General features: G+C 71.6%; 22 protein-coding genes. 13 read left to right on the forward strand and 9 right to left on the reverse strand.

The window, feature by feature from the left end; genetic code table 11:
* The first annotated feature begins 58 nt into the window (after window positions 1-58).
* Both pgfA and ABD140_RS22460 read left to right on the forward strand, forming a co-directional pair.
* On the forward strand, window positions 59-1,066 hold the full coding sequence (gene pgfA / locus ABD140_RS22455) for a cell envelope lipid trafficking protein PgfA (RefSeq protein ID WP_344242893.1): 1,008 nt from the start codon (window positions 59-61) through the stop codon (window positions 1,064-1,066).
* A gap of 42 nt (window positions 1,067-1,108) precedes the next feature.
* Window positions 1,109-2,221 (forward strand): NAD(P)H-dependent flavin oxidoreductase, encoded by a 1,113-nt coding sequence (locus ABD140_RS22460; RefSeq protein ID WP_344242894.1) that lies wholly within the window; start codon window positions 1,109-1,111, stop codon window positions 2,219-2,221.
* 78 nt (window positions 2,222-2,299) lie between these two features.
* On the opposite strand, the gene ABD140_RS22465 is transcribed toward ABD140_RS22460, so the two are convergent.
* From ABD140_RS22465 to ABD140_RS22475, 3 genes are all read right to left on the reverse strand, one after another.
* A complete protein-coding gene (locus tag ABD140_RS22465; protein ID WP_344242895.1) occupies window positions 2,300-2,767 on the reverse strand; it encodes a DoxX family protein in 468 nt (155 codons plus the stop codon).
* A 141-nt stretch (window positions 2,768-2,908) separates the two neighbouring features.
* Window positions 2,909-3,223: a hypothetical protein gene (locus ABD140_RS22470; RefSeq protein WP_344242896.1), complete on the reverse strand. Its 315-nt coding sequence runs from the start codon at window positions 3,221-3,223 to the stop codon at window positions 2,909-2,911.
* Window positions 3,224-3,347: 124 nt separating this feature from the next.
* Entirely contained in the window at window positions 3,348-4,160 is an 813-nt protein-coding gene (locus ABD140_RS22475; protein ID WP_344242897.1) for a crotonase/enoyl-CoA hydratase family protein, read from the reverse strand.
* Between the two features lie 163 nt (window positions 4,161-4,323).
* Here ABD140_RS22475 and ABD140_RS22480 point away from each other — a divergent pair, with 163 nt between their 5' ends.
* From ABD140_RS22480 to ABD140_RS22515, 8 genes are all read left to right on the forward strand, one after another.
* The gene (locus ABD140_RS22480; protein ID WP_344242898.1) at window positions 4,324-5,889 is read left to right on the forward strand and encodes an acyl-CoA synthetase; all 1,566 of its coding nucleotides are present in this window, start codon (window positions 4,324-4,326) and stop codon (window positions 5,887-5,889) included.
* Between the two features lie 14 nt (window positions 5,890-5,903).
* Window positions 5,904-6,824 carry a Zn-ribbon domain-containing OB-fold protein gene (locus ABD140_RS22485; protein ID WP_344242899.1) on the forward strand — a complete coding sequence of 307 codons (921 nt, stop codon included), beginning with the start codon at window positions 5,904-5,906 and terminating at the stop codon, window positions 6,822-6,824.
* Window positions 6,821-7,864, forward strand: a complete 1,044-nt coding sequence (locus ABD140_RS22490; RefSeq protein WP_344242901.1) for a thiolase domain-containing protein — start codon at window positions 6,821-6,823, stop codon at window positions 7,862-7,864. Before ABD140_RS22485 ends, ABD140_RS22490 begins: the two co-directional genes overlap by 4 nt.
* Window positions 7,865-7,866: 2 nt before the next feature.
* Window positions 7,867-9,024 carry a thiolase domain-containing protein gene (locus ABD140_RS22495; protein ID WP_344242902.1) on the forward strand — a complete coding sequence of 386 codons (1,158 nt, stop codon included), beginning with the start codon at window positions 7,867-7,869 and terminating at the stop codon, window positions 9,022-9,024.
* A complete protein-coding gene (locus tag ABD140_RS22500) occupies window positions 9,021-10,595 on the forward strand; it encodes an acyl-CoA synthetase (RefSeq protein WP_344242903.1) in 1,575 nt (524 codons plus the stop codon). Before ABD140_RS22495 ends, ABD140_RS22500 begins: the two co-directional genes overlap by 4 nt.
* Window positions 10,596-10,712: 117 nt before the next feature.
* Window positions 10,713-11,177, forward strand: coding sequence for a MarR family winged helix-turn-helix transcriptional regulator (locus ABD140_RS22505; protein ID WP_344242904.1), 465 nt, complete (start codon window positions 10,713-10,715; stop codon window positions 11,175-11,177).
* A gap of 99 nt (window positions 11,178-11,276) precedes the next feature.
* Window positions 11,277-11,714: a Zn-ribbon domain-containing OB-fold protein gene (locus tag ABD140_RS22510; RefSeq protein WP_344242905.1), complete on the forward strand. Its 438-nt coding sequence runs from the start codon at window positions 11,277-11,279 to the stop codon at window positions 11,712-11,714.
* Window positions 11,711-12,901: a lipid-transfer protein gene (locus ABD140_RS22515; RefSeq protein WP_344242906.1), complete on the forward strand. Its 1,191-nt coding sequence runs from the start codon at window positions 11,711-11,713 to the stop codon at window positions 12,899-12,901. Before ABD140_RS22510 ends, ABD140_RS22515 begins: the two co-directional genes overlap by 4 nt.
* A gap of 67 nt (window positions 12,902-12,968) precedes the next feature.
* Here ABD140_RS22515 and ABD140_RS22520 read toward each other — a convergent pair whose 3' ends face one another.
* The 4 genes from ABD140_RS22520 to ABD140_RS22535 form a co-directional block, all read right to left on the reverse strand.
* On the reverse strand, window positions 12,969-13,448 hold the full coding sequence (locus tag ABD140_RS22520) for a hypothetical protein (RefSeq protein ID WP_344242907.1): 480 nt from the start codon (window positions 13,446-13,448) through the stop codon (window positions 12,969-12,971).
* A 45-nt stretch (window positions 13,449-13,493) separates the two neighbouring features.
* Window positions 13,494-16,583 (reverse strand): hypothetical protein, encoded by a 3,090-nt coding sequence (locus ABD140_RS22525; RefSeq protein WP_344242909.1) that lies wholly within the window; start codon window positions 16,581-16,583, stop codon window positions 13,494-13,496.
* A gap of 166 nt (window positions 16,584-16,749) precedes the next feature.
* Complete coding sequence (locus ABD140_RS22530; protein WP_344242911.1) at window positions 16,750-16,953, reverse strand: PspC domain-containing protein; 204 nt, start codon at window positions 16,951-16,953, stop codon at window positions 16,750-16,752.
* A 115-nt stretch (window positions 16,954-17,068) separates the two neighbouring features.
* Window positions 17,069-17,710, reverse strand: a complete 642-nt coding sequence (locus ABD140_RS22535; protein WP_344242912.1) for an HAD family hydrolase — start codon at window positions 17,708-17,710, stop codon at window positions 17,069-17,071.
* 90 nt (window positions 17,711-17,800) lie between these two features.
* On the opposite strand from ABD140_RS22535, the gene ABD140_RS22540 reads away from it, so the two are divergent.
* Both ABD140_RS22540 and ABD140_RS22545 read left to right on the forward strand, forming a co-directional pair.
* Complete coding sequence (locus ABD140_RS22540) at window positions 17,801-18,829, forward strand: phosphotransferase family protein (protein WP_344242913.1); 1,029 nt, start codon at window positions 17,801-17,803, stop codon at window positions 18,827-18,829.
* Window positions 18,826-19,902, forward strand: coding sequence for an Rv3169 family protein (locus tag ABD140_RS22545; protein WP_344242914.1), 1,077 nt, complete (start codon window positions 18,826-18,828; stop codon window positions 19,900-19,902). The genes ABD140_RS22540 and ABD140_RS22545 overlap by 4 nt, the downstream gene beginning before the upstream one ends.
* 66 nt (window positions 19,903-19,968) lie before the next feature.
* On the opposite strand, the gene ABD140_RS22550 is transcribed toward ABD140_RS22545, so the two are convergent.
* Window positions 19,969-20,916 (reverse strand): LLM class F420-dependent oxidoreductase, encoded by a 948-nt coding sequence (locus tag ABD140_RS22550; protein WP_344242915.1) that lies wholly within the window; start codon window positions 20,914-20,916, stop codon window positions 19,969-19,971.
* Window positions 20,917-20,945: 29 nt separating this feature from the next.
* Window positions 20,946-21,713, reverse strand: coding sequence for an SDR family oxidoreductase (locus ABD140_RS22555; protein ID WP_344242916.1), 768 nt, complete (start codon window positions 21,711-21,713; stop codon window positions 20,946-20,948).
* A 408-nt stretch (window positions 21,714-22,121) separates the two neighbouring features.
* Here ABD140_RS22555 and ABD140_RS22560 point away from each other — a divergent pair, with 408 nt between their 5' ends.
* Window positions 22,122-23,780, forward strand: coding sequence for a serine/threonine-protein kinase (locus ABD140_RS22560; RefSeq protein WP_344242917.1), 1,659 nt, complete (start codon window positions 22,122-22,124; stop codon window positions 23,778-23,780).
* Window positions 23,781-23,802: the final 22 nt, after the last annotated feature.

The raw sequence follows: 23,802 nt of genomic DNA on the forward strand, positions 1-23,802 counted from the left end.
TACGGGCAGAGGCCGCATATCGGGCCTTCCATGGGTTTTTGTCTGGAGGTACTGAAGCATGAAGCGCGGCGGCTTCCTGCTCGTGATGCTGGGAGCGTTCTTCCTGGCCATGGCGCCCCTGACCCGCTTCTACACAGCGGATCGGGTGATCGCGGCCCCCTTGGACTTCGGCGAGAACCTCACGCTGCAGGCCTCGGACACGACTTATTTCGACTCGTCCAAGAACAAGGTGGTCTCGGGCAAGGAGATGGAGGCCCGTCTGAACGTCGGCGGCGACGTCAAGTCGGGCGACGACGACCTTCTGGTCCTGGGCGGAATTCTCCAGCTGTACTCGGGAGACCAGGCGATCTCGCTGAACGAGTTCCGGCTGGGGCTCGACCGCCGGACGGGCCTGCTGCGCGCCGGCGAGAACACCCACGTCGACCGGAACACCGAGATCGCCCAGACCGGGTACTGGATGATGCTGCCGGTCGGCAACGTGCACAAGGAGACCTACCAGCTCTTCGACCTGTTGACCGGCCGCACCTGGCCGGCGCGGTTCGCCGGCGTGGAAGAGGTCGAGGGGATCACCGCCTACCGGTTCGAGCAGAAGGTCGAGCCGACCATGGTGGCGCGGTCGAAGAAGCCGGTCGCGCCGACCGTCGTGGGACTGCCGAAGAAGGCCAAGCCGGTGAAGATCGACCGGTACTACGCGGCGGAGAACACGCTGTGGATCGACCCGCGCACCGGGATGCCTGTCAAGATCCGGCAGAACGTCGACTCGACCCTGCGCACCGCCAAGGGCGACGAGGGCGTCTTCGTGCAGGCCGATCTGGTGCTCCAGGACAAGGACGTGAAGGTCCTGGCGGGGCTGTCGGAGAAGTACGCCGGGAAGATCGAGCTGGTGCGCGACACGCTGCCGATGGTCTTCCTGGGCGCCGGGTTCGTCCTGCTGGCCGCGGGCGGGGTGCTGAGCCTGCTGGCCGGGCCGGATCGGCGCGGGCGGCGGGCCGACACCGGCCAGGATGTAGAACGTGTTACCGCTCAGGGCCCTGATCCGCTGGCTGGCTCAGCAAATCGTAAATAGAACCTGTTGCAGTTTTGCACCCCCGCGGCTTACAGTGCGGGGGTGCGGACACGTGTAACCGAGATGTTCGGTATCGAGTACCCGATCTTCGCTTTCAGTCACTGTCGCGACGTGGTCGTGGCGGTGAGCCGCGCAGGCGGCATGGGCGTCCTGGGTGCGCTGTACTTCACGCCGGAAGAGCTCGAGATGGAGCTCAAGTGGATCGACGAGCACATCGGCGGCAAGCCGTACGGTGTGGACGTCGTGATGCCGGCCAAGTACGAGGGCGCGGACCTGGGCGACGCCGAGGAGCTGCTGGGCAAGCTCCAGGCCATGATCCCCCAGCAGCACAAGGACTTCCTGGAGAACCTGCTGGCCGAGCACGGCGTCGAGCCGTCCACCGAGAGCGCCGACCGGGTGCTGCTGGGCTGGACGGACCAGACGGCGCGGCCGCAGGTCGAGGTGGCGCTCAAGCACCCGATCGCGCTGCTGGCCAACGCGCTCGGCCCGCCGCCCGCGGACGTCGTCGAGCTCGCCCACGAGCACGGCGTGAAAGTCGCGGGCCTGGCCTCCAGCGCCCACCACGCCCTCAAGCAGGAGGCCGTGGGCGTCGACATCATCGTCGCGCAGGGCACCGAGGCCGGCGGCCACACCGGTGAGGTCTCCACCATGGTCCTCATCCCGGACGTGGTGGACGCCGTCGGTGAGGACACCATCGTCCTCGCCGCCGGCGGCATCGGCCGGGGCCGGCAGGTCGCGGCGGGCATGGCCCTGGGCGCCGAGGGCGCCTGGACGGGCAGCATCTGGCTGACCGTCGAGGAGGCCGACACCCCCGAGCAGGCCATCCCCAAGCTGCTGGACGCCACCAGCCGCGACACCGTGCGCTCCCGCGCCTGGACGGGCAAGCCCGCCCGCTTCCTCAAGACCGCGTGGACGGAGGCCTGGGAGGCCGAGAACTCTCCCGGCTACCTCCCGATGCCCATGCAGTTCATGCTCATCTCCGACGCGCTCAAGCGCATCGGCCGCTCCGGCGACGGCGAGCTCGTCACCTTCCCGGTCGGCCAGATCGTCGGCTCCATGAACCAGGTCAAGCCGGCCGCCCAGGTCGTCTACGACCTCATGGAGGAGTACATCGAGGCCATCGAGCGCCTCAACAAGATCACCAACGAGGACTGACCCCCCGGTCCCCGTTCCCCCAGAAGCCCCCGGTCCTCGGACCGGGGGCTTCTTCCGCGTTCGGGGCGGGCGGTGCCGCTACTGGCGGACGAGGAGGGTGATGAGGGCGGCGATGACGGCCAGGGCCAGGGCGGAGAAGCCCCAGCCGATGCCGGAGGGCTCCCATCTGCGGCCGTGGTCGAGGCTGTAGCGGCCTGGGCCGGTGAAGGCCAGGGCCAGGGCGGCGAAGCCGAAGAGGGCGGGCTTCTCGAAGGCCATGTAGAAGCCTTTCTCCCAGTCGACGATGACGGCGTTGAGCATCACGCCCATCACCATCGCGGCGCCCAGGGGAGTGAAGAGGCCCAGGGCCAGGAGGAGGCCGCCGACGAACTCGCTGAGGCCGGCGATGACCGCGAAGAGCTCGCCGGGTTCGTAGCCCAGCTGGGCGAAGAAGGCCGCGGTGCCCTCGATGCCGTTCCCGCCGAACCAGCCGAACAGCTTCTGCGCTCCGTGGGAGGCGATCGCCAGCCCGAAGAGCAACCGCAGCAGCAGCAAACCGAAGTCCATGCGCACCGAGCGTAATCACCGCCGTTCCACATGACGGTAAATACGAAGAGCCCGGGATCGGGGGAAGCGCACGGGAAAGCGAAAATCAGGAAAACTCGCCGGGGGCAGGGGTCAGGGGGAGATCAACACGGCCGGCGGGGGTCAGACGGTGCCGCGGCCGCGGGAGACGCGGGCCAGCAGGGAGCCGATGATCCAGTAGACGATCGCGGCGAGGCCCCAGTTGAACAGGAGGGCGAGATCGGGGTCGTCGGGGGTGAACATGCCGTGGAAGGGGGTGGTCAGCCAGCTCGCGGCGTCGAGGATCCAGTCGACGAGCGCGTTGCCGCGGTTGCCGTCGGCCCACACCAGCACGATCCCCAGCACGATGATCCCCACCACGATCCCGGTGATCACGTTGATCACCGCGGTGATCGGATTGTCGCGGCGGACGAAGCGGTCTCTCCAGGTAACGGTCATGCTCAGATCCGTGCCCCGCATTACCACTGATTACGGCACGAAATCAGTTATTGGCCGCATGCGGCCAAGGAGGGCGGGCGGTCCGGACGGGCGTGGCGGCGCCGCCCGTCCGGAAGGGCTCGGTCTACTTGCCCTGGAAGTTCGCGGGGCGCTTCTCGCGGAAGGCGAGGGCGCCCTCCTTGGCGTCCTCGGATCCCATGACCTCCCAGCCGATGGTGTCGGAGACCTGCAGGGCCTCCTCCTCGGGCAGGTGGAAGGTCTCGCGGTGGGTGCGCAGGATGGCCTGGACGGACAGGGGGGCGCAGGCGGCCACCTGGTCGGCCAGCTCGCGGGCGGCCTTCAGCGCCTCGCCGTCCGGGACGATCCGGTTGATGAGGCCGATGGCCAGCGCCTCCTGCGGGGTGACCGAGCGGGCGGTCAGCATGATGTCCATGGCGGCGGCGTAGCCGATCTGGCGGGGCAGGCGCAGCACGCTGCCGCCCATCGGGAACAGGCCGCGCTTGGCCTCGAAAAGGCCAAGGGTCGCCGACTCGGCGACCACGCGCAGGTCGGTGCCCATCAGCAGCTCGGTGCCGCCGGCCACCGCGTAGCCCTCGATCGCGCAGATGATCGGCTTGGTCGGCACCGCCTCGCGCAGCAGGCCCTTCCAGTGGTAGTTGGGGATCTCCGAGGCCCGCTGCCGCACCCGCTCGTCGTCGGAGGGCTTGCTCATGGCCTTCAGGTCCGCGCCGGAGCAGAAGTCGCCGCCCGCGCCCGTCAGGATGCCCACGCGCACCGACGGCTCGGAGCTGATGTAGGCGAAGGCGTCCGCCATGCCCACGAGCATGTCCGTGCTCAACGCGTTCTTGGCTTCCGGCCGATTCATCGTCACGATGACCACATGGCCGTCCTGCTCGACGGTGCAGTGAGCGGTGCTGATCGGCAGTACTTCCGGCATCGGAGTGCCTCCAGAGAGTCCAGAATGAGAACGGATTCTAGTTAGTAGATCACCAGCCCAGCAAGAGTAAATCCACCCCTTGCCGACTCAAACTAGAACGTGATCTACTCGCTCTGGACTTGAGTCTCACCCACATCCACCCCCGAGGGCAAGGGAGGTGCTCATGGGCACCCTGGGCTTCTGGCGGCTCGCGGAGCAGGATCCGGACTGGATCGCGGCCGTCGACCCGGACGGCACGGAGTACACCGCGGGAGAACTGCTGAGCCGGGCCAACCGGCTGGTCCACGCGCTCCGCGGGCTGGGCCTGGAGAAGAACGACGGCATCTGCGGGCTGGTCCCCAACGGCGTCGAGGGGCTGGTGCTCTACCTCGCCGCGCTGCAGGCCGGCTGGTACTACACCCCGATCAACTGGCACCTGACCGGCCCCGAGATCGGCTACATCGTCGCCGACTCCGAGGCCAAGGCCTTCTTCGTGCACGAGCGGCACGCCGACGAAGGCGTCAAGGGCGCCGACGAGGCCGGCCTGGAGGCGGCGAAGCGCTTCTCCTTCGGCTCCGTCGCGGGCTTCACCCCGGTGGAGGAGCTCCTCGCGGGGCACCCCGACACCAAGCCCGAGGACCGCAGCAACGGCGCGACGATGCACTACACGTCCGGGACGACCGGCCGCCCCAAGGGCGTGCGCCGCGCCCTGTACGGCATCGACCCCGACGACAGCGCCGAGTTCATGACGTTCCTGCTCACCCTGTTCGGCATCCCCCCGGGCGTGGCCGTCACCGGTGAGAAGCAGGCGCACCTGGTCACCTCGCCGAACTACCACACGGCCGTGACGCAGTTCGGCGGCACCGCCCTGCAGATGGGCCACACGCTCGTCTACATGGACAAGTGGGAGGCCGAGGACACCCTCCGGCTGATCGAGAAGTACAAGGTCACCAACACCCACATGGTGCCCACGCACTTCAAGCGCCTGCTGTCCCTGCCCGAGGAGACGCGCGCCAAGTACGACGTCTCCTCCATGAAGTGGGCGATCCACGCCGCCGCGCCCTGCCCCGTCCCGCTGAAGTACCAGATGCTGGAGTGGTGGGGCTCGTGCATCTGGGAGTACTACGCGGCCACCGAGGGCGGCGGCACCATCGCCTCGCCGGAGGACTGGCTGGCCCACCCGGGCACCGTCGGCAACGCCTGGCCGATCTCCGAGGTCATCGTCGTGGACGACGACGGGAACGAGCTCCCCGCGGGCACCCCCGGCACGATCTACATGAAGATGGCCGGCGCGGACTTCGAGTACAAGGGCGACAAGGAGAAGACCGCCAAGTCGCGCCTGCGCGACTTCTTCACCCTCGGCGACGTCGGCTACCTCACCGAGGACGGCTTCCTGTTCCTGTCCGACCGCAAGTCCGACATGATCATCTCCGGTGGCGCCAACATCTACCCCGCCGAGATCGAGAACGAGATCATCCTGCACCCGAAGGTCGCGGACGTCGCGGTGTTCGGCATCCCCAACGACGAGTGGGGCGAGGAGATCAAGGCGGTCGTCGAGCCCGCCGCCGGCGTGGAGCCGAACGAGGCGCTGACCGAGGAGATCTTCGAGTTCCTCAAGCCGCGTCTGGCCAAGATGAAGTGGCCGCGGACGATCGACTACAGCCAGGCGCTGCCCCGCGAGCCCAACGGCAAGCTGCTCAAGCGCAAGCTCCGCGACCCCTACTGGGCCGACCGTACGACCGCCATCTGACGTTGGAGCGAAAGTTGCCCAATCACGTACTTGAATTCCCGGGCGGGTACACCCGCTCGGTCGGCCCGGTCATCGGCCGCTTCCTGTCCGAGCTGCGCGACGGGCGCCTCGTCGGCGTGAGGACGCAGGCGGGCAAGGTGCTCTTCCCGCCGCTGGAGTACGACCCGGCCAACGGCCACGAGGTCACCGGCGAGTTCGTCGAGGTCGGCCCGTCCGGCACCGTCGAGTCCTTCGCCTGGGTGCCCGAGCCGCTGCCCACCCACCCGCTGGACCGCCCGTTCGCCTGGGCGCTGATCCGGCCGGACGGCGCGGACACCGCGATCCTGCACGCCCTGGACGTGGGCGAGTTCGAGCGGGGCGCCAAGCCGCCCAAGCGGCTCAAGGCCGGCCTGCGGGTGCGTCCTGAGTACCAGGCGGAGCGCAAGGGCGACATCACCGACATCAAGGCGTTCCGCCCCGAGGTCGGCATGATCAACGCCGCGAACCGCCTGGAGTACGACCTCCAGCCCGGCAAGGCGCTGGACCGCTTCTTCGAGGCGATCGCCGAGGGGAGGATCCTCGGCCACCGCTGCGACGTGTGCGGCAAGGTCATCGTCCCGATGGCGGGCTTCTGCGCCAAGGACGGCGTGCCGACGACCGAGGAGGTCGAGGTCGCCGCCACCGGCACCGTCACCACCTTCGCCGTCAACAACCTGCCCGACCCGCGCGCGCCCGAGGTGCCGTTCGTCTCCGCCTACGTCCTGCTGGACGGCGCGGACATCACCCTGCTCACCCTGGTCGCCGGCATCCCCGCCGACCAGGTCCGGATGGGCATGCGGGTGAAGGCCGCCTGGAAGCCGCGTGAGGAGTGGGGGCCGACCCTGTCCAACATCCGCTGGTTCGAACCCTCCGGCGAGCCCGACGTCCCCTTCGAGACGATCGAGGAGTACCTGTGAAAGATGTCGCGATCGTCGCGTTCACCCAGTCGCAGCACAGCGCCGAGGACCAGGGCCTGAACGAGACCGAGATGCTGCTGCCGCTGATCACCGAGATCAAGGAGCAGACCGGGATCAGCCGGTTCGACTTCACCTGCTCCGGCTCCTGCGACTACCTGCTCGGCAGCCCGTTCTCGTTCGTCTCCGCGCTGGACGCCGTCGGCGCCTGGCCGCCGATCTCCGAGAGCCACGTGGAGATGGACGGCGCCTGGGCGCTGTACGAGGCCTGGGTGAAGATGCAGTACAGCGACGAGGTCGAGACCGCCCTGGTCTACGGCTTCGGCAAGCCGTCGCAGACCAGCGTGCGCCAGGTCCTCGGCCTGCAGCTGGACCCGTACTACCTGGCCCCGCTCGGCGTCGACCAGGTCTCCATGGCCGCCCTGCAGGCCCAGGCGTACCTGACCCGATCCGGCGCCAAGGAGGGCGACCTCACCGCGGTCGCCGCCCGCGCCCGCGCCGCCGGGCAGGACAATCCCCGCGCCCTGCACCTGGACGCCCCCGCGGACGACGCCCCCTACGACGTCGCCCCGCTGAAGGTCCACGACGTCGCCCCGCAGGCGGACGGCGCGGCCGTCATCGTCCTGGCCACCGGCGACAAGGTCCGCGAGATCAGCGAGCGGACCGGCCTGAAGCCGGCCTGGATCCGCGGCATCGACCACCGCGCCGACGCCCACTCCCCGGGCGTGCGCGACCTGTCGGTCTCGCCGTCGGCGAAGATCGCCGGCGAGAAGGCCGGCGCCGCCGGCGTCGAGGTCGCCGAGCTGCACACGCAGTTCAGCCATGAGGAGCTCATCCTGCGCGAGGCGCTGAACCTCGGCGACGACGTGCGGGTCAACCCCTCCGGCGGCCCTCTGTCGGCCAACCCGGTGATGGCCACCGGCCTGATCCGCATCGGCGAGGCCGCCGCCCTCATCCACCGCGGCGAGGCACGGCGGACGCTGGGCCACGCCACCAGCGGACCCTGTCTGCAGCAGAACCTCGTCGCCGTCCTGGAGGCCTGATCATGGGCAACCCCTGTGCCGTCATCGGGGTCGGCCAGACCCACTACACCACCAAGCGGCTCGACGTCTCCATCGCGGGACTGCTGCGCGAGGCAGCCGTGCGCGCGCTGGAGGACGCCCAGCTGACCTGGGACGACATCGACGCCGTCGTCATCGGCAAGGCACCCGACATGTTCGAGGGCATCCCGATGCCCGAGGCCTACCTCGCCGACGCCCTGGGCGCGACCGGCAAGCCGATGATGCGCGTGCACACCGCGGGCTCGGTCGGCGGCTCCACCGCCATCGTCGCGGCCAGCATGGTCCAGTCCGGGGTGCACCAGCGGGTGCTGACCATCGCCTGGGAGAAGCAGTCGGAGTCCAACGCCACCTGGGCGCTGACCGTCGACAAGCCGCACAACGCCTCCCTCGTGGTCGGCGCGGGCGGCTACTTCGCCCCGCACATCCGCGCCTACATGCGGCGCTCGGGCGCACCCGACCACATCGGGACGCTGGTCGCGGTCAAGGACCGCGAGAACGCCCTGAAGAACCCGTACGCGCACCTGAAGATCCCCGGCATCTCCCGCGAGATCGTCGAGATGACGCCGATGCTCTGGGAGCCGATCCGCTACCTGGAGACCTGCCCGTCCTCGGACGGCGCGGTCGCGATGATCCTGGCCAGCGAGGACGCCGCCAAGAAGGCGCCGAACAGGCCGGCCTGGATCCACGGGACGGCGATGCGCTCCGAGCCGATCTTCTTCGCCGGACGCGACACCGTGAGCCCGCAGGGCGGCAAGGACTGCGCCGCCGACGTCTACCGCCAGGCCGGGATCAGCGACCCGCGCAGCGAACTCGACGTCGCCGAGGTGTACGTCCCGTTCTCCTGGTACGAGCCGATGTGGCTGGAGAACCTCGGCTTCTGCGGCGAGGGCGAGGGCTGGAAGCTCACCGAGGCCGGCGCGACCGCCATGGACGGCGACATCCCGTGGAACGCGTCCGGCGGCGTGCTGTCGTCCAACCCGATCGGCGCGTCGGGGATGATCCGGTTCGCCGAGGCGGCCCTGCAGGTGCGGGGCCTGGCCGGCGAGCACCAGGTCGACGGTGCGCGGCGCGCCCTCGGCCACGCCTACGGGGGAGGCGCCCAGTTCTTCGCGATGTGGATCGTCGGGAGCGAGAAGCCATGACCGTCTTCAACATCGCCGACCTGTTCGAGGGCATCGCCGACGCCATCCCCGACCGGATCGCCCTGAACTGCGGGGACGAGCACCTCAGCTTCGCCGAGGTCGACCGCCGCGCCAACCGGCTCGCCCACGCGCTGCTCGCCTCGGGCGTGGAGCCGGGGCAGCACGTGGGCATGCAGCTGTACAACGGCGTCGAGTACGCGGTGGCGCTGCTGGCGACGGTGAAGATCCGCGCGGTGCCGATCAACGTGAACTACCGGTACGTGGAAGCCGAGCTCGACTACCTGTACGGCAACTCCGAGATCACCGCGCTCCTGTACGACGTGGAGTTCGAGGAGCGGGTCGGCGCCGTCGCGCCGCGCTTCCCCGCGCTGCGGACCCTCGTCGCGGTCGGCGGCACGACGGACCTGCCGGGTTCGCTCACGTACGAGGAGTTCGTCGCGGAGCAGCCCGACACCCGCGGGTTCGCCGAGCGCAGCGAGGACGACCGGTACATCATCTACACCGGCGGCACCACCGGGATGCCCAAGGGCGTCGTGTGGCAGATGAAGGACATGCTGTTCGCCTTCGCCAACCCCACCTACCCGCCGCCGGAGACGCCCCAGGGCTGGATCGACCACGCCGCCTCCGGCGGTCCGATGGTGATGATGTCGGTGGCGCCGCTCATGCACGGCGCGGCCCAGCTCAACACCTGGATCACCTGGTGGATGGGCGCGACGATGACCTACGTCCGCAAGTTCGACGCCGACACCGTGTGGCGGACGGTGGAGCGCGAGAAGGTGAACTCCATCACCATCACCGGTGACGCGATGGCCATCCCGCTGGCCGACGCGCTGGAGGCGAACACCTACGACCTGTCGAACCTGTTCGCGTTCGTCTCCACCGGCGCGATCCTCACCGGTACGGTCCGCGAGCGGATCGCGGCGGCGCTGCCGAACGTCATGATCCTCGACCGGTTCGGCTCCACCGAGTCCGGCTCGACGGCGCAGGCCACCGCCGGGTCCTCCCCGGAGAAGGGCCTGCGGTTCGCCCCGGACGTGCCCGACATCGCGGTGCTCGACGACTCCCTGAACCCGGTCCAGCCGGGTTCGGGGGTGCTCGGACAGCTCGCCCGCACCGGGTACATCGCCAGCGGCTACTACAACGACGAGGAGAAGACCGCGAAGACCTTCCCCGTGGTCGACGGGAGGCGCTGGCTGCTCACCGGCGACATCGCCACCGTGGACGCCGACGGGACGATCATGGTGTTCGGCCGCGGCTCCCAGGCGATCAACACCGGCGGCGAGAAGGTCTACCCGGAGGAGATCGAGGCGGTGCTCAAGGGGCACCCCGCGGTCTTCGACGCGCTGGTCACCGGCATCCCCGACGAGCGGTTCGGCGCCCGTGTCGCGGCCGTGGTCCAGCTGAGGGAGACGGAAGTCACCCCCGAAGAGCTGGACGCCCACTGCCGCAAGGAACTGTCGGGCTATAAGGTGCCGCGCGCCTACGCCTTCGTGGCGGAGATGCGCCGCTCCCCGGCGGGGAAGGCCGACTACCGGTGGGCCCGCGAGGTCGCCGAGCAGGCGGCCGAATAGGACGGGAAAGAGGACCCGCCGGGGCGTCGATCAAGCGATTGACGGACCCGGCGGGGATCCCCGCTCTCGAAGGCGGCTAGTCTCAGTGCCATCGGGAGCAGGGAAAAGAGCCGTTTTTTGTCTAGCGAAGCAAAGTCAGAGCAGGAACTCCAGGAGAAGGTGCGGCGCCACGCCATCTGGGCGGTGACGCTGCACAACGCCGGCGCGGCGAAGGCGGGGCTCAACGCCTCGGACGCCCAGGCGCTCAACCTGCTGCAGGTCCAGGGGATGATGACGCCCGGCCGGCTGGCCGAGGCGATGAGCCTCACCACCGGCGGGTCGATCACCGCCCTCATCGACAGGCTGGAGAAGGCGGGCCTGGTCCGCCGCGTCAGGGACGCCGCCGACCGGCGCAGGGTGCTCGTCGAGCCGGTGCGCGAGAAGGTCGAGGCGCTGCTGGAGCAGTTCGCCCCGATCGCGGGCAACGCCTGGAAGCGCCTCCCGGGCTACACCGAGGAGGAGCGGCAGGTGCTGATCCGGTTCTTCGACGACATGCACGCCAACCTGCCGGAGACCCTGACGGATCTGCGTTCGATGTCCTGAGCAGGCCGCCCGTGCCCGGTCAGCGGGACTGGAGCCGCCGCCGCCGGTCCGCCGGACGGTAGCGTCGGCCCAACGCTTGGTCGGTCATCGGGAGGTTCCGTGCTCAAGGAACGCAGGCTCGCCATCGAGGGTTGGTTCAGCACCGACCCTCCGGCGCTGATCGGAACGCGCTGCGGAGAGTGCGGCACGCCGTATTTCCCGCGCAACGCGCTGGCCTGTCGCAACCCCGGCTGCTCCGGGCCCAAGGACGGCTCGGAGCTGGCCGAGTACACCTTCTCCACCCGCGGGAAGATCTGGTCGTTCGCCGACTCCAGGTACAAGCCGCCCGCGCCGTACGTCTCGCCCGAGCCGTTCCGGCCGTACGTGCTGGCCGCGGTCGAGCTGGAGGCCGAGAAGATCGTGGTCCTCGGCCAGGTGGTGCCCGGGGTGGGCGTGGACGACCTGACCGTCGGCCAGGAGGTCGAGCTCACCGTCGGCACCCTCTACGAGGACGACGAGGCCGAATACGTGGTGTGGATGTGGAGGCCCGTCTCATGAGCGGCAGGGAGATCGCGATCCTGGGTGCGGGCATGCACCCGTGGGGCAAGTGGGGGCGCAGCTTCATCGAGTACGGGCTGGCGGCCGCGCGCTCCGCGCTCGCCGACGCCGGCCTGTCCTGGCAGGACGTGCAGTACGTGGCGGGCGCCGACACCATCCGCAACGGCTACCCCGGCTTCATCGCCGGCGCGACGTTCGCGCAGGCGCTCGGCTGGTCCGGCGCGCAGGTCTCGTCCTGCTACGCCGCCTGCGCGTCCGGCGCGCAGGCCATCGCCAACGCCCGCGCGCAGATCCTCTCCGGGCTGGCCGACGTCGCGCTCGTCGTGGGCGCCGACGCCGCGCCCAAGGGCTTCTTCGCGCCCGTGGGCGGCGACCGGCCCGACGACCCGGACTGGCTGCGCTTCCGGCTGCTCGGCGCCACCAACCCGATGTACTTCGCGCTGGCGGCCCGCCGCCGCATGGCCCTGTACGGGTCGACGCGCGAGGACTTCGCCCTGGTCAAGGTGAAGAACGCCAAGCACGGCCTGAACAACCCCAACGCCCGCTACCGCAAGGAGGTGGCGGTCGAGGAGGTGCTGGAGTCCCCGGTCGTGGCCGACCCGCTGCGGCTGCTGGACATCTGCGCCACCAGCGACGGCGGCGCGGCGCTGGTGCTGACCTCCATGGAGTTCGCCCGCTCGCGCGGCCTGGACCCGGTGCGCATCTCCGGCCTGTCGACGGTCACCCCGACCTTCCCCAAGACGGTGCTGGACCTGCCGGACTTCGCCACGGACTCGGCGATGACCGTCCCGGTGCCCGAGCGCCCCTTCCGCGCCGCGCTGGCCCACAGCGCGTACGAGGAGGCCGGCGTCGGTCCCGAGGACGTCTCGGCGGCCGAGGTGTACGACCTGTCCACCGCGCTGGAGCTGGACTGGATGGAGGACCTCGGGCTGTGCGGCCCGGGCGAGGCCGAGGCCCTGCTGCGCGCGGGGGAGACCTCGATCGGCGGCCGGATCCCGGTCAACCCCTCCGGCGGTCTGGGCAGCTTCGGCGAGGCGATCCCCGCCCAGGCCATCGCCCAGCTGTGCGAGCTGACGTGGCAGCTGCGCGGGCAGGCCGAAGGCCGCCAGGTCGAGGGCGCCCGGGTCGGCATCGCGGTCAACCAGGGCCTGTTCGGGCACGGCAGCGCCACCGTCGTGACCCGCTGACCGGCTGACCGGCTTCTTCGAGGCCCCCGGTGCGCCGCACCGGGGGCCTCGCCGCGTCCGGGGGCGGTCAGCGCCGGAGGAAGTCGCGGGTGCGAAAGTCCAGGTCCAGCTCGGCGGCGTTGCGGTGGAGGGCCGTCAGGAGCAGGGAGTTCAGCTCCCGGTGGGCGGCCAGCCGGGTGACGTCGAGCTCCAGGTCGCGGCCCGCGCTGTCCTCCAGGAGCAGCACGGGGCGGGAGCCGGCGTGCAGCCGGACGTGCCTGAGCCTGCTGGTCTTCACCCAGGAGGAGCCCCAGCGGAACCAGTCGGCGCCCGCCGAGATGGACGGCGTCCGCGCCCACACGACCAGGGCGGCCAGCGCGGAGAGCCCGGCCGGGACGAGCCACAGCAGCGGCTGCGCGGCCCAGGAGAGCCCGCCGTCGGCCAGGCTGAACAGGGCGGCGGACAGCAGCACCAGGCCCAGGAAGACCGAGAGGAGGCGCCGCGGGTCGCGGCCCGTCCACGCCAGGGGCGTCGACTGGCCGGGCGGCGGCTGGGGCCTGCGTGCCATGGCGCACTCCGTTCCGACTGCTCGCGGCGCGCCGCCGCGGCCCGGCTATGCGCGCAGCGCCTGGACGGCGTAGCGCAGGCGCGCCTCCACGATGAGGTGCTCGTCCTCCGGGCAGGCCAGCACGTCCTTGGCGCGGGCGACGAGCTGCTCGTCGGTGAGCGTGGTGTCGGCGGCCAGCCTACGCACCAGCTCGACCAGCACGTCCCGCCGGTAGGCGACGATGGAGCGGCCGGGCACGAGTTCGAGCGGCTCCTCGCCGGAGCGGGGCACGGGGATCTCGGGACGCTCCGGAGGGGGAGGCGGCAGCCGGCGCGAGCCGTCCGCGCCCACCTCCAGCACCGGGAACCGGGCGGCCAGCGTGCCGAAGAACGTCGACTCGGCGGTGAGGGTGCGTTCGGCCGGGACGTGCCCGCCCGGACCCAGCACCATCACCCGCGGCGCGTGCCACAGCAGCAGGAGCCACTCCACGCCCTCGCCCGTCTGGTCGACCACCACGACGTCGAAGGAGCCGGGGTCGGCGGGCAGGACGGCGGCGGCCTCGGCGGGCGGCATGATCCACAGCGGCGGCTCGCCGCCCGGCCGGGACAGCGCCCAGCCCCACGCGTGGCGGTGGGCCAGGGCGTCGCCGGCCTCGCGGGCCCGTCCGCGCGCCTGCTCCAGCGCCTCGGCCAGCTCCAGGTCCTCGCGGGCGCGCGGGTGGGCCAGCAGCAGGGACGACAGGTGCGCCCAGCGCCACGCCTCCTCCCACTCCTCGGGCACCAGCGTCGGCCGCCGCGCCAGGTCGGGGTGGACCGCGCGCAGCCGCTCCAGCAGCTCGTCGCAGCGCAGCTGGGCCGCCTGCTCCCGGCGGGCGCGGGCCAGGTCCTTCAGGCTCTGCTCGTAGGCGGGCAGGTCGCGCGCCGTCAGGGCGGCGGCCGCGGCCTGCAGCTCCGGCGGCGCCTGCCCGGCGCCGATCTCCAGCTCGATGGTCTGGCGCAGGGACGCCAGCGCCGCCCAGGCCGTCGAGGCGCGCCGGCGCACCCGGACCAGCTCCAGCGCGCGCTGGTAGGCGCGCCACGCGGCGGGTGTCTGCAGCGGGATCAGCAGACCGGTGCGGCGCAGCAGCCGGTGGGTCTCGGTGACCGCCCGCAGCGCCGTCCTGACCTGGCCGAGCTTGGCGTACAGCACCGCCAGCTGGGCGACCAGCCCGTCGAGCGCCTGGCTGTCGGCGAGCTCCACCCCGACCGAGCGCCAGGCCTCGGCGAGCTCGCCCACCGCCTGCCTGCTCTCCAGCGCGGCGATGACCACGTCCAGCTTCTCCGGCGTGCGGGGCGGGCCGTCGTCCACGGTCGCCTCCTCCAGCAGCGGCTCGGCGCGCTTCTGCGGGGCGGGCCGCAGCGGGCCGCGTTTGAGCGCGCCGCCGGAGAGCAGGTACTGGCGCAGCTCCCGCGCCGCCTCGATGAGCTCGCCCTCGGGCCCGGGCGGCAGCACCACCCAGTGGCCGCCGACGGAGCGCAGCGCCCGGTCGGCGGTCGCGGCGCGCCCGGCCAGGTCGCTCAGGTACTCCCACAGCGGGGCGGGCCCGGCCAGGCCGTCGCGCAGGGCGCGGGCCGTCCAGTCGCCGCTGCCCCAGTCGACGCCCAGGGAGTCCATGACGCCCTGGACGGTGCCGGCGAACTCCTCCAGCCGGTCCAGCGTCTCGGGGCGGCTGTCGGCGAGCCGCTGGGCCAGGTCGTCCGGCTGCTCGGCGGCGGGCGCCTGCGCCATCGCCACCAGCAGCCGCACCCGGCCGGGCGCGGGCAGCACGGACGGGTCGGGCAGGCGCTGGCGGCTCCTGGCCTCGCGGGCGGGGGAGGAGGCCGCCAGCAGGTCGGTGAGCTCGGCCGCCTCCTCGGCGGTGAGCGGGGGTTCGGCGGGCAGCTCCGGCAGCACCGGCAGCCAGGGGAAGCCGGGGTTCAGCGCGGCCTCCAGCTCCTCGCGGGTGCCCGAGAGGCCGGGGGCGAGCTCCAGGCGCTCCTCCTGGCGGAAGGACGCCAGGCGGGCGCGGAGCGCGGCCGCCTCGCGTTCGAGCTCGGCGGCCTCGGCCCGGTGCTCGGCCAGCGCCCGCTCGTAGCGTTCGGGGTCGTGGGCGGCGAAGCGGGCGGCCAGCTCCCGCCGCCGCTCGGCCAGGTCGGATCCGGAGGCGGTGAACGTGGCGGCCAGCCCGGCGGTCTCGGCGGGCAGGGCGTCGCGGATCTCCTTCGGGCGCCCGGTGGTGACCAGGACGCGCCGGCCCCGGGAGAGCAGCGCGGACAGCAGCCCGGCCGCGGACGCGCGGTCGGGCAGGTGCGCCAGCCGGTCGTCCGGGCCCGGCTGGAGGAACCGGGCGATCCCCTCGGGCACCCGGCCCTGGCGCAGCCGGGCGAGCATGCCCTCCAGCGTCTCCACGAGGGCGGCGCCGGAGCGGGGGCGCAGGACCAGCGCGGGCGCGAGCCGGATCCGGTCGCCGGAGCCGCCCTCGTCCGACCAGTCCTCGCGGAAGGGCACGGGCTCGGCGAAGGCCGACGACCCCCACTTGCGCAGCACGTCGGAGACCGAGGCGTGCAGGGCCGCGCCCTGCCCGGCCCGGACCGCCTCGCGCAGCCAGTCCGTCCGGGCGGGCCGGAAGCCCGGCACCTCGCCCAGCACGTCGAGGTCCTGCAGGACGGCGGGGCCCGGGCCGACCAGCACGTCGACGCGTTCGGTGCGGGGGTCCAGGACGACCCGCAGCGGGGTGGCCAGGAGGTGGTTGCGCGCCTGGACCGGCGCGTCGCCGCCGCCGGACCAGGTGAGCAGGCCGGTGCCCAGGACGAGCTCGCGGCCGCCCGCGTCCTGCGGCGCCTCCAGCGCCTCGGCGAGCCCGCGCAGCGCCCGGTACCAGCGGCGCAGGGCGAGCCAGGCGGCGAAGCCCTCGGCGTCGGCGACCGAGTCGGGCGCCTCCAGCGGGATGGGGGGAAGGCCGAAGAGCACCTCGCCGTGGCCCGCGTCGGGGTGCAGCCGCACGTCGGCGGGGAGCTCGGCGAGCCAGTGCACCTGGTCGTAGGCGGCCAGGTCGGGCACCCGTGCCCGGCGGGACCGGGCGACGTCGCGCAGGAAGCGCAGCAGTTGCTCGGCCTCGGCCTCGATCTCGCCGCCCACCCGCGCCCCCTTCGGTGACCTCGGTGTCCTGGGTGACCCCCGATGCTTCCGGGCGGTCCTCACTGCGTCAAGCAGAGTAATGTCACCCGTCGCCGCGGTTCAGCGGGAAGCGTACGGTGACGCGGGGAATACCGTACGCAGTTTCCCGGCTTTCGGGGACCGGCCGTCAGATCCGGGCGCCCTGGTACTTCTCCTCGTTCGGCATCATCGCCCACAGGATGAGGTAGGCGATGAACTGGGGTCCCGGCAGCAGGCAGGACAGCACGGCCAGCACGCGGACGAGCCCCGCGCTCATGCCGAACCGCCTTCCCAGGCCGGCGCAGACCCCGGCGATCATCCTGCCCTGGCGGGGGCGGTAGAGGCTGCTCATGACGGCTCCTTCACTCGGTGGTGCGCTTCACTTTCCAAGCTACGGAGCCGCCGGGCTTGACAAATCGGTCTTACGTACTGTTCCGCCGTGCTACTTGCGGGGTAAGGGGCATCCCCTAGGGGGCGAGGAGCGGGGGGAGCTCGGCCAGGGAGTCCAGCCGGAAGCGGCAGCGGGCGAGCGCCTCGTCGTCCCGCTGGACGTTGCCCCAGGGGCCGCGCCGCAGGAAGGCCACCTGGACGCCCGCGGCGAGGCCGGGCCGGACGTCGTTGTCGATGCGGTCGCCCACGTAGAGGATGTTCCCCGGCGGCAGGCCCGCCTCGGCGCAGACCCGGGCGAAGAACTCCGGCGACGGCTTCTCCACGCCCCAGTCCTCGGACATGCCGACGATGTCGGCCTCCAGGCCGAGCGCGGCGAACTGGGCCGCGGCCTCCTTCGGCTGGTTGCCGGCCACGCCCACCAGCAGGCCCAGTGCCCGCAGGTCGGCCAGGCACGCCCGCGCGTCGGGGTAGAGGTCCGCCGGGCCGAAGCCGTTCGGCACCCCCGCGGCGCGCCGCGCCGCCTCCTCGGCGGCCAGGTCGAACCCCGGCCTGAAGTGCTCCAGCACCTCCAGGTGGTGGCCGCCCCGGGCGATCACCCCGCCCAGCACCGCGTTGAAGGTGTGCCGGGGCGCCCCCAGCCAGTCGGCCCACTCGCCGTAGATGCGCCCCTCGTTGATGAGGGTTTCGCCGACATCGAAGAACACCGCCTTGATCTCCACTTTTCCATCTTAGGGAGACCCTTTCCAAGGTCGGGCCGGGGGATTACGGTCGCAGGACCTACCTAGCGCTTGGTAAGAGAGGAGGCGGTGTTGCCGGTACCCGACCAGCGCGATCCCGCGCTCACCAGGGAGATTCTCGGCCGCTGGCTCGAAGGGCGGTCGCCGGGGGCCGTCGTGGAGCACCTGGAGACCCCGTCCGCCAGCGGTTTCTCCGCGGAGACCCTGATCTTCCGCGCGGGCGGCGCGGACTACGTCGCCAAGGTCGCGCCGACGGGCCACCAGATCTTCCCCGAACCGCGGTTCGAGGAGCAGTACCGCGTGCTGCGCGAGCTGCGCCGCCGCGGACTGCCCGTACCGGAGGTGTTCTGGTACGAGCCGGACCCCTCGCTGCTGGGGGCGCCGTTCTTCGTGATGGCCGCCTGCCCCGGGCGCGCCCCCTCCGACATGCCGACCTACCACCAGGAGGGCTGGGTCACCGAGGTCTCCCCGCGGGAGCGCGCCTCCCTGTGGGACAACGGGCTGCGCGCCATGGCCTCCGTCCACGCCCAGCCCGTCGCGGGCCTGGAGTACGTGGACCAGACCTCGTACGGGCCGACCGGCCTGGAGCAGCGGCTCAACTACTACGAGCACTACCTGCACTGGGCCTACGAGGGGAAGGTGCCGGTCGCCGAAGAGGCGCTGGCGTGGCTGCGCGCCAACCGCCCCGAGGAGAGCGGACCGCCGTCACTGCTGTGGGGGGACTCCCGCATCGGCAACCTCCTGTTCGTGGACGGCGAGGTCAGCGCGATCCTCGACTGGGAGATGGTCACCCTCGGGCAGCCCGAGGAGGACCTCGCCTGGTACCGCTACCTCGACCGCCACCACTACACGGCCGTCGGCCTCCCCCCGCTGGAGGGCTTCCCGGCCAGAGAGCAGACCATCGCCCGGTACGAGGAGCTCCTCGGCCGCCCCATGGAGAACCTGCGCTACTACGAGGTGCTCTCCGGCCTGAAGTTCGCCGTCGTGATGGCGCGGATCGGCCAGCTGTTCGTCGAGTACGAACTGGTGCCCCCGGACGACGCCTTCCCCCACACCAACACCGCCACCTCCCTGCTCGCCACCGTGCTGGAGGAGCTGTGAGCCTGTCCCCTCTGGACGACTACCCGATCCACCAGATCTCCGGCGTGATGCGCCACGTGGGGACCTCCGACCGCAACTTCTACGACCGCTACTACTTCAACTGCCACCCGTGCTCGGACGAGATGATGCTCATCATCGGCATGGGCCAGTACCCCAACCTCGGCGTCTGCGACGCCTTCGCGGTGCTGCGGCGCGGCACCGCCCACCACGTCGTCCGGGCGTCGCGGGAACTGGGCGAGGACCGGATGGACACCTCCGTCGGCCCGTTCCGCATCGAGGTCTTCGAAGGCCTGAAGCGGCTGCGCGTCGTCCTGGAGGACACCGGGGAGGGCCTGTCCTTCGACCTCCTGTGGGAGGGCGCGATCCCGGCGACCCTGGAGCCCCGCCACTACCTGCGCTGGCAGGAGCGCGTCATGTTCGACTCCACCCGCATGGCGCAGACGGGCCGCTGGAGCGGCACCATCACCCACGACGGAGAGACGATCGAGGTCGCCCCCGACCACTGGTGGGGCACCCGCGACCGCTCGTGGGGGATCCGCCCGGTGGGCGAGAGCGAACCCCCGGGCATCCACGTGAAGAACGCCGGGACGTTCTACTGGATGTACTGCCCCATGCAGTTCGAGGACCACGCCATCCTGGCGATCGTCCAGGAGGACGAGAAGGGCAGGCGGCTCCTGGAGGAGGGCATCCGGGTGTGGTCGGACCCGGAGCGCGAACAGGAGTACCTCGGCCGTCCCGAGTACAGGCCGGTGTACGCGCCGGGGACGCGGGACGCCGTCTCGGCGACCATCACGTTCTCACCGCCGGGCGGCGAGCCGTTCGACGTGAGCGTGACGCCGCTGCTGCCCGTCCACCTGATGGTCGGCACGGGCTACGGGCTGGAGCCGGAGTGGAAGCACGGCATGTACCAGGGCGAGGGGCCCGTCGTGCAGAGCACCGTCCACGACACGGAGAAGGAACCGGAACGCTTCTGGGGCCTCGTCGACGCGGTCGCGAAGTTCTCCTACTCCGGCGGTGAGGGCTACGGGCTGTACGAGTACTTCGCGCTGGGGCCGCACCCTTCGTTCGGGTGACGGCTCGTCCGACCGACGGCGAAGGCCGCCGCACCCGGACGGGTGCGGCGCCCTCCGGCGGACGGGTCAGGCGTTGGGCGCCAGCGCGCGCACCGCTTCGACGCCGTTGATCTGGCTGTTGGGGAGCAGCATCAGGATCGGGGTGGTGAGGCCGTTGGAGACGTACTCGCGGATGCGCTCGCGGCACTCGGCGGGGGAGCCGTGGACGATGAGGTCGTCGACGACCTCGTCGGGGATGGCCTTCAGCGCGCCCTGGCGGTCGCCGGACGCCCACGCCTCGTTCATCGGGCGCAGGGCCTCGCCGCGGCCCAGCCACTCGTGGAACTTCTGGTAGACGGGGACGTTCAGGTAGGACGTGATGAGCCAGCGGCCGAGCTTGCGCGCCTCGTCGGCGTCCTCGGTCGGGACGACGAAGAGCCGGGCGAGGAGCTCCTTGTCGGGGTGGAACGCGGCGCGGACCGTGCGGACGTCCTGCGGGGACAGCCAGTTGGTGATGGCGGCGTCGGCCTCGCGGGCGGCCAGCCGCAGCATGCCCGGGCGCAGTGCGGCCAGCGCGATCTGCGGCGGCACCTCCGGCGCGGCCTCCAGCCGGAAGCCCTTCACGCCCAGCGCCTCGTCGGTGACCTTCTCCCCGGCCAGCGCCCTGCGCAGGAAGCGCAGGGTGTCGCGGACCTTCGCGAAGGGCTCGGTGAACGGGATGCCGTTCCAGCGCTCCACGATGGTGTCGCTGGAGGTGCCGATGCCCAGCACGAACCTGCCGGGCGCCAGGTCGGCGAGGGTCGCGGCCTGCTGCGCCAGCAGCGCGGGACCGCGCGTGTAGACCGGCACGATCGCCGGGCCCAGCCGCAGCTCCGGCGCCCACTGCGAGGCGAGCGCCAGCGGCGTGAACCCGTCGTCGCCGTTGGTCTCGGCCGACCAGACGTCGGTGTATCCCAGGGCGGGCAGCTCCTGGACGAGTTCCTTGTGCGCGCCGAGCTTGACGCCGGGCAGCGGAACGGTCAGTCCCCAGTTCACGTGGTCTCCTCGATGCTCGTCGGTCGGTGTCAGGCGATGGACGGGCGGATGATGGAACCGCCGTCCACCACCATGGTCTGCCCGGTCATCCAGGAGGAGGCGTCGCCGGCGAGGAAGACCGCGGCGTTGGCGATGTCCTCGGGGACGCCGAGGCGGCCCAGCGGGAGCGCCTTGCTGATGGCCTCCTCGTTCTCCTCCCACAGCGCCCGCGCGAGGTGCGTCTTGACCAGGCCCGGCGCGATCGCGTTGACCCGCACCCCGGGCGACAGCTCCACCGCGAACTGCCGCGACAGGTGGATGACCGCGGCCTTGGTGGCGTTGTAGTACCCGATCCCGTGCTCGGTCACCAGGCCGCCGACGCTGGCGATGTTGATGACCGCCCCGCCGTTCTCGCGCATCGAGGCGTTCCAGGCCAGCCGAGTCCACAGCACGACCGCGAACTGGTTGACCTCGACGGTCTTGGCGGCCTGGGAGGCGCTGATGTCCACCATCGGCCCGTAGTGCGGGCTGGTGCCCGCGTTGTTGACGAGCACGTCGATCCGGCCGAACTCCGCGACCGCGGCCTCGACGCAGGCGCGCGCCTGGTCCTCGTCGCCGACGTGCGCGGCCTTGGCCAGCACGCCCACCCCGGGGTGCGCGGCGCGGACGCGCGCCGCCACCTCGTCCAGCGCCTCCTGCCTGCGCGAGGAGAGCACCACGTTGGCGCCCTCCGCCGCCAGCGCGAAGGCGATCGCCTCGCCGATCCCGCGCGACGCGCCCGTGATCAGCGCCGTCTTCCCTGCCAGCCCAGTCTGCATGTCAGCCTCCAGAACGTGGTTCGCCGCGCACTCTACCCACTAACTGACTCACGGGTTACTTCGGGCCGCGCCCAAGAACTCCGGGGGGCGACCCCCGAACCCCCGGTGCGAGCGGGCCGATCCTCGCTACGCTGCGGTCGTCCTGTCGGTTTCTGGGGGCGACCCCAGGCCCCGGTGCGAGCGGGCCGATCCTCGCTACGCTGCGGTCGTCCTGTCGGTTTCTGGGGGCGACCCCAGGCCCCGGTGCGAGCGGGCCGATCCTCGCTACGCTGCGGTCGTCCCGCTCGGGTGCGAGAGTTCACGTTCGGTCGCGAACTTCCTGGGTAGGCAAGACGTCCAAGGCTTCAAGCGGGGTTGCTGTCGCGGCTCTGACGTTATGCACCTTCGAACCTGGATATGGTCGCTTCTATGCCGAACGAGACCTCGAGTGACCGGTTGCTGGCGCGTCGATACCGGCTTCACACCCAGGTCGGCAGGGGCGGGATGGGCACGGTCTGGCGGGCCTTCGACGAGGTGCTGGGGCGGGACGTCGCCGTCAAGGAGGTGATCCTGCCCTACGGGCTCAGCGACGAGGAGCGCGACCTGCAGCACCGCAGGACGTTCCGCGAGGCGCGCACCGCCGCGCGGCTGGCGCACGCCGGCGTCGTCACCGTCTACGACGTCGTCGAAGAGGACGACCGGCCGTGGATCGTCATGGAGCTCATCAAGGCGCGGTCCCTCGACCAGGTCATCAAGAAGGACGGGCCGCTGCCCTTCCAGCGCGCCGCGGTCATCGGCGGCCAGATGCTCAGCGCGCTGCACGCCGCGCACGAGGCCGGCGTGCTGCACCGCGACGTCAAGCCCTCCAACGTGCTGCTCGCCCCCGGCGACCGCGCCGTCCTCACCGACTTCGGCATCGCCACCGCCACCGGCGACGCCACGCTGACCGCCACCGGCCTCGTCATGGGCTCGCCCGCCTACATCGCGCCCGAACGCGCGCGGGGGAAGGTCGCCGGGCCCGCCTCCGACCTGTGGTCGCTGGGCATCACCCTGTACGCGATGGTCGAGGGCCGCTCGCCCTACGACCGGCCCGAGCCGATGGCCTCGCTGATCGCCATCATCACCGACCAGGTGCCGCACTCGGAGAAGGCCGGGCCGCTGTGGCCGGTCATCCAGGGACTGCTCGACAAGAACCCCGAGACCCGGCTGACCGCCCTGGAGGCGGGCCGGATGCTGGACGAGATCGCGCAGAACGGCACCGTCACCCTGCCGGAGTCCAGCACCCGCACGATGCCCGAGCCGCGCGTCGAGGAGGCCGCCGCGCTGCCGCAGACCGGCCAGGTCGCGCGGCCGGAGGGCGAAGGCGGCGGGCTCGGCCTGTTCGACGCCGCGCCCACCCAGGCGGGGACGGGCGGCGGCGGTGGCAGGGGCGGGCGCGCCACCGCGATGGTCGTCGCCGCGATCACGCTGGTGACCGCTCTCGTCGTCGGAGGGCTGATCTGGTCGCAGAGCGACGACAGCGGCGCCGAGGAGACCAAGGACCCCGCTCCCGCCTCGACGAGCCAGGGGCCGTCTCAGAGCTCCTCAGCGCCCGCCCAGGCGCAGTCCCCGAGCCCGAGCGCCACGCCCTCCGGGCCGCCGGAGGGCTTCCGCGCGTTCACCGACCCCAGCGGCTACTCGCTGTGGATCCCGAACGACTTCGAGGGACCCGAGCGCAAGGACGCGGAGAACCACTTCTTCCGCGCGCCCAACGGCGTCACGTTGCAGGTCGGGCAGACCGACGACCCCGGTCCCAGCGCCCTGGCGGACTGGCAGCGCAGCTCCCAGTCGTCCGGCTTCAATAACTACCGGCAGCTCCGCGTCGAGAAGACGGGGAACCACCCCCCGGTGCCCGACGACGGGGACGGCTCGAAGTCCGCGGACTGGGAGTTCACCTTCACCGGCAACAGCGGCGGCACGATGCACGCGCTGAACCGCGGCTTCGTGATGGGGGGGAAGGGCTACGCGCTCTTCCTCATGGCGCCCGAGAGCGTGTGGACCGAGACCTGGACGCGGCTGCAGCCCACGTACCTCAGTTTCCGCGGCTGAAGCTGATCATCTTTATGGTTCC

Source organism: Actinocorallia libanotica (assembly GCF_039525175.1).
Lineage (GTDB): Bacteria > Actinomycetota > Actinomycetes > Streptosporangiales > Streptosporangiaceae > Actinocorallia > Actinocorallia libanotica.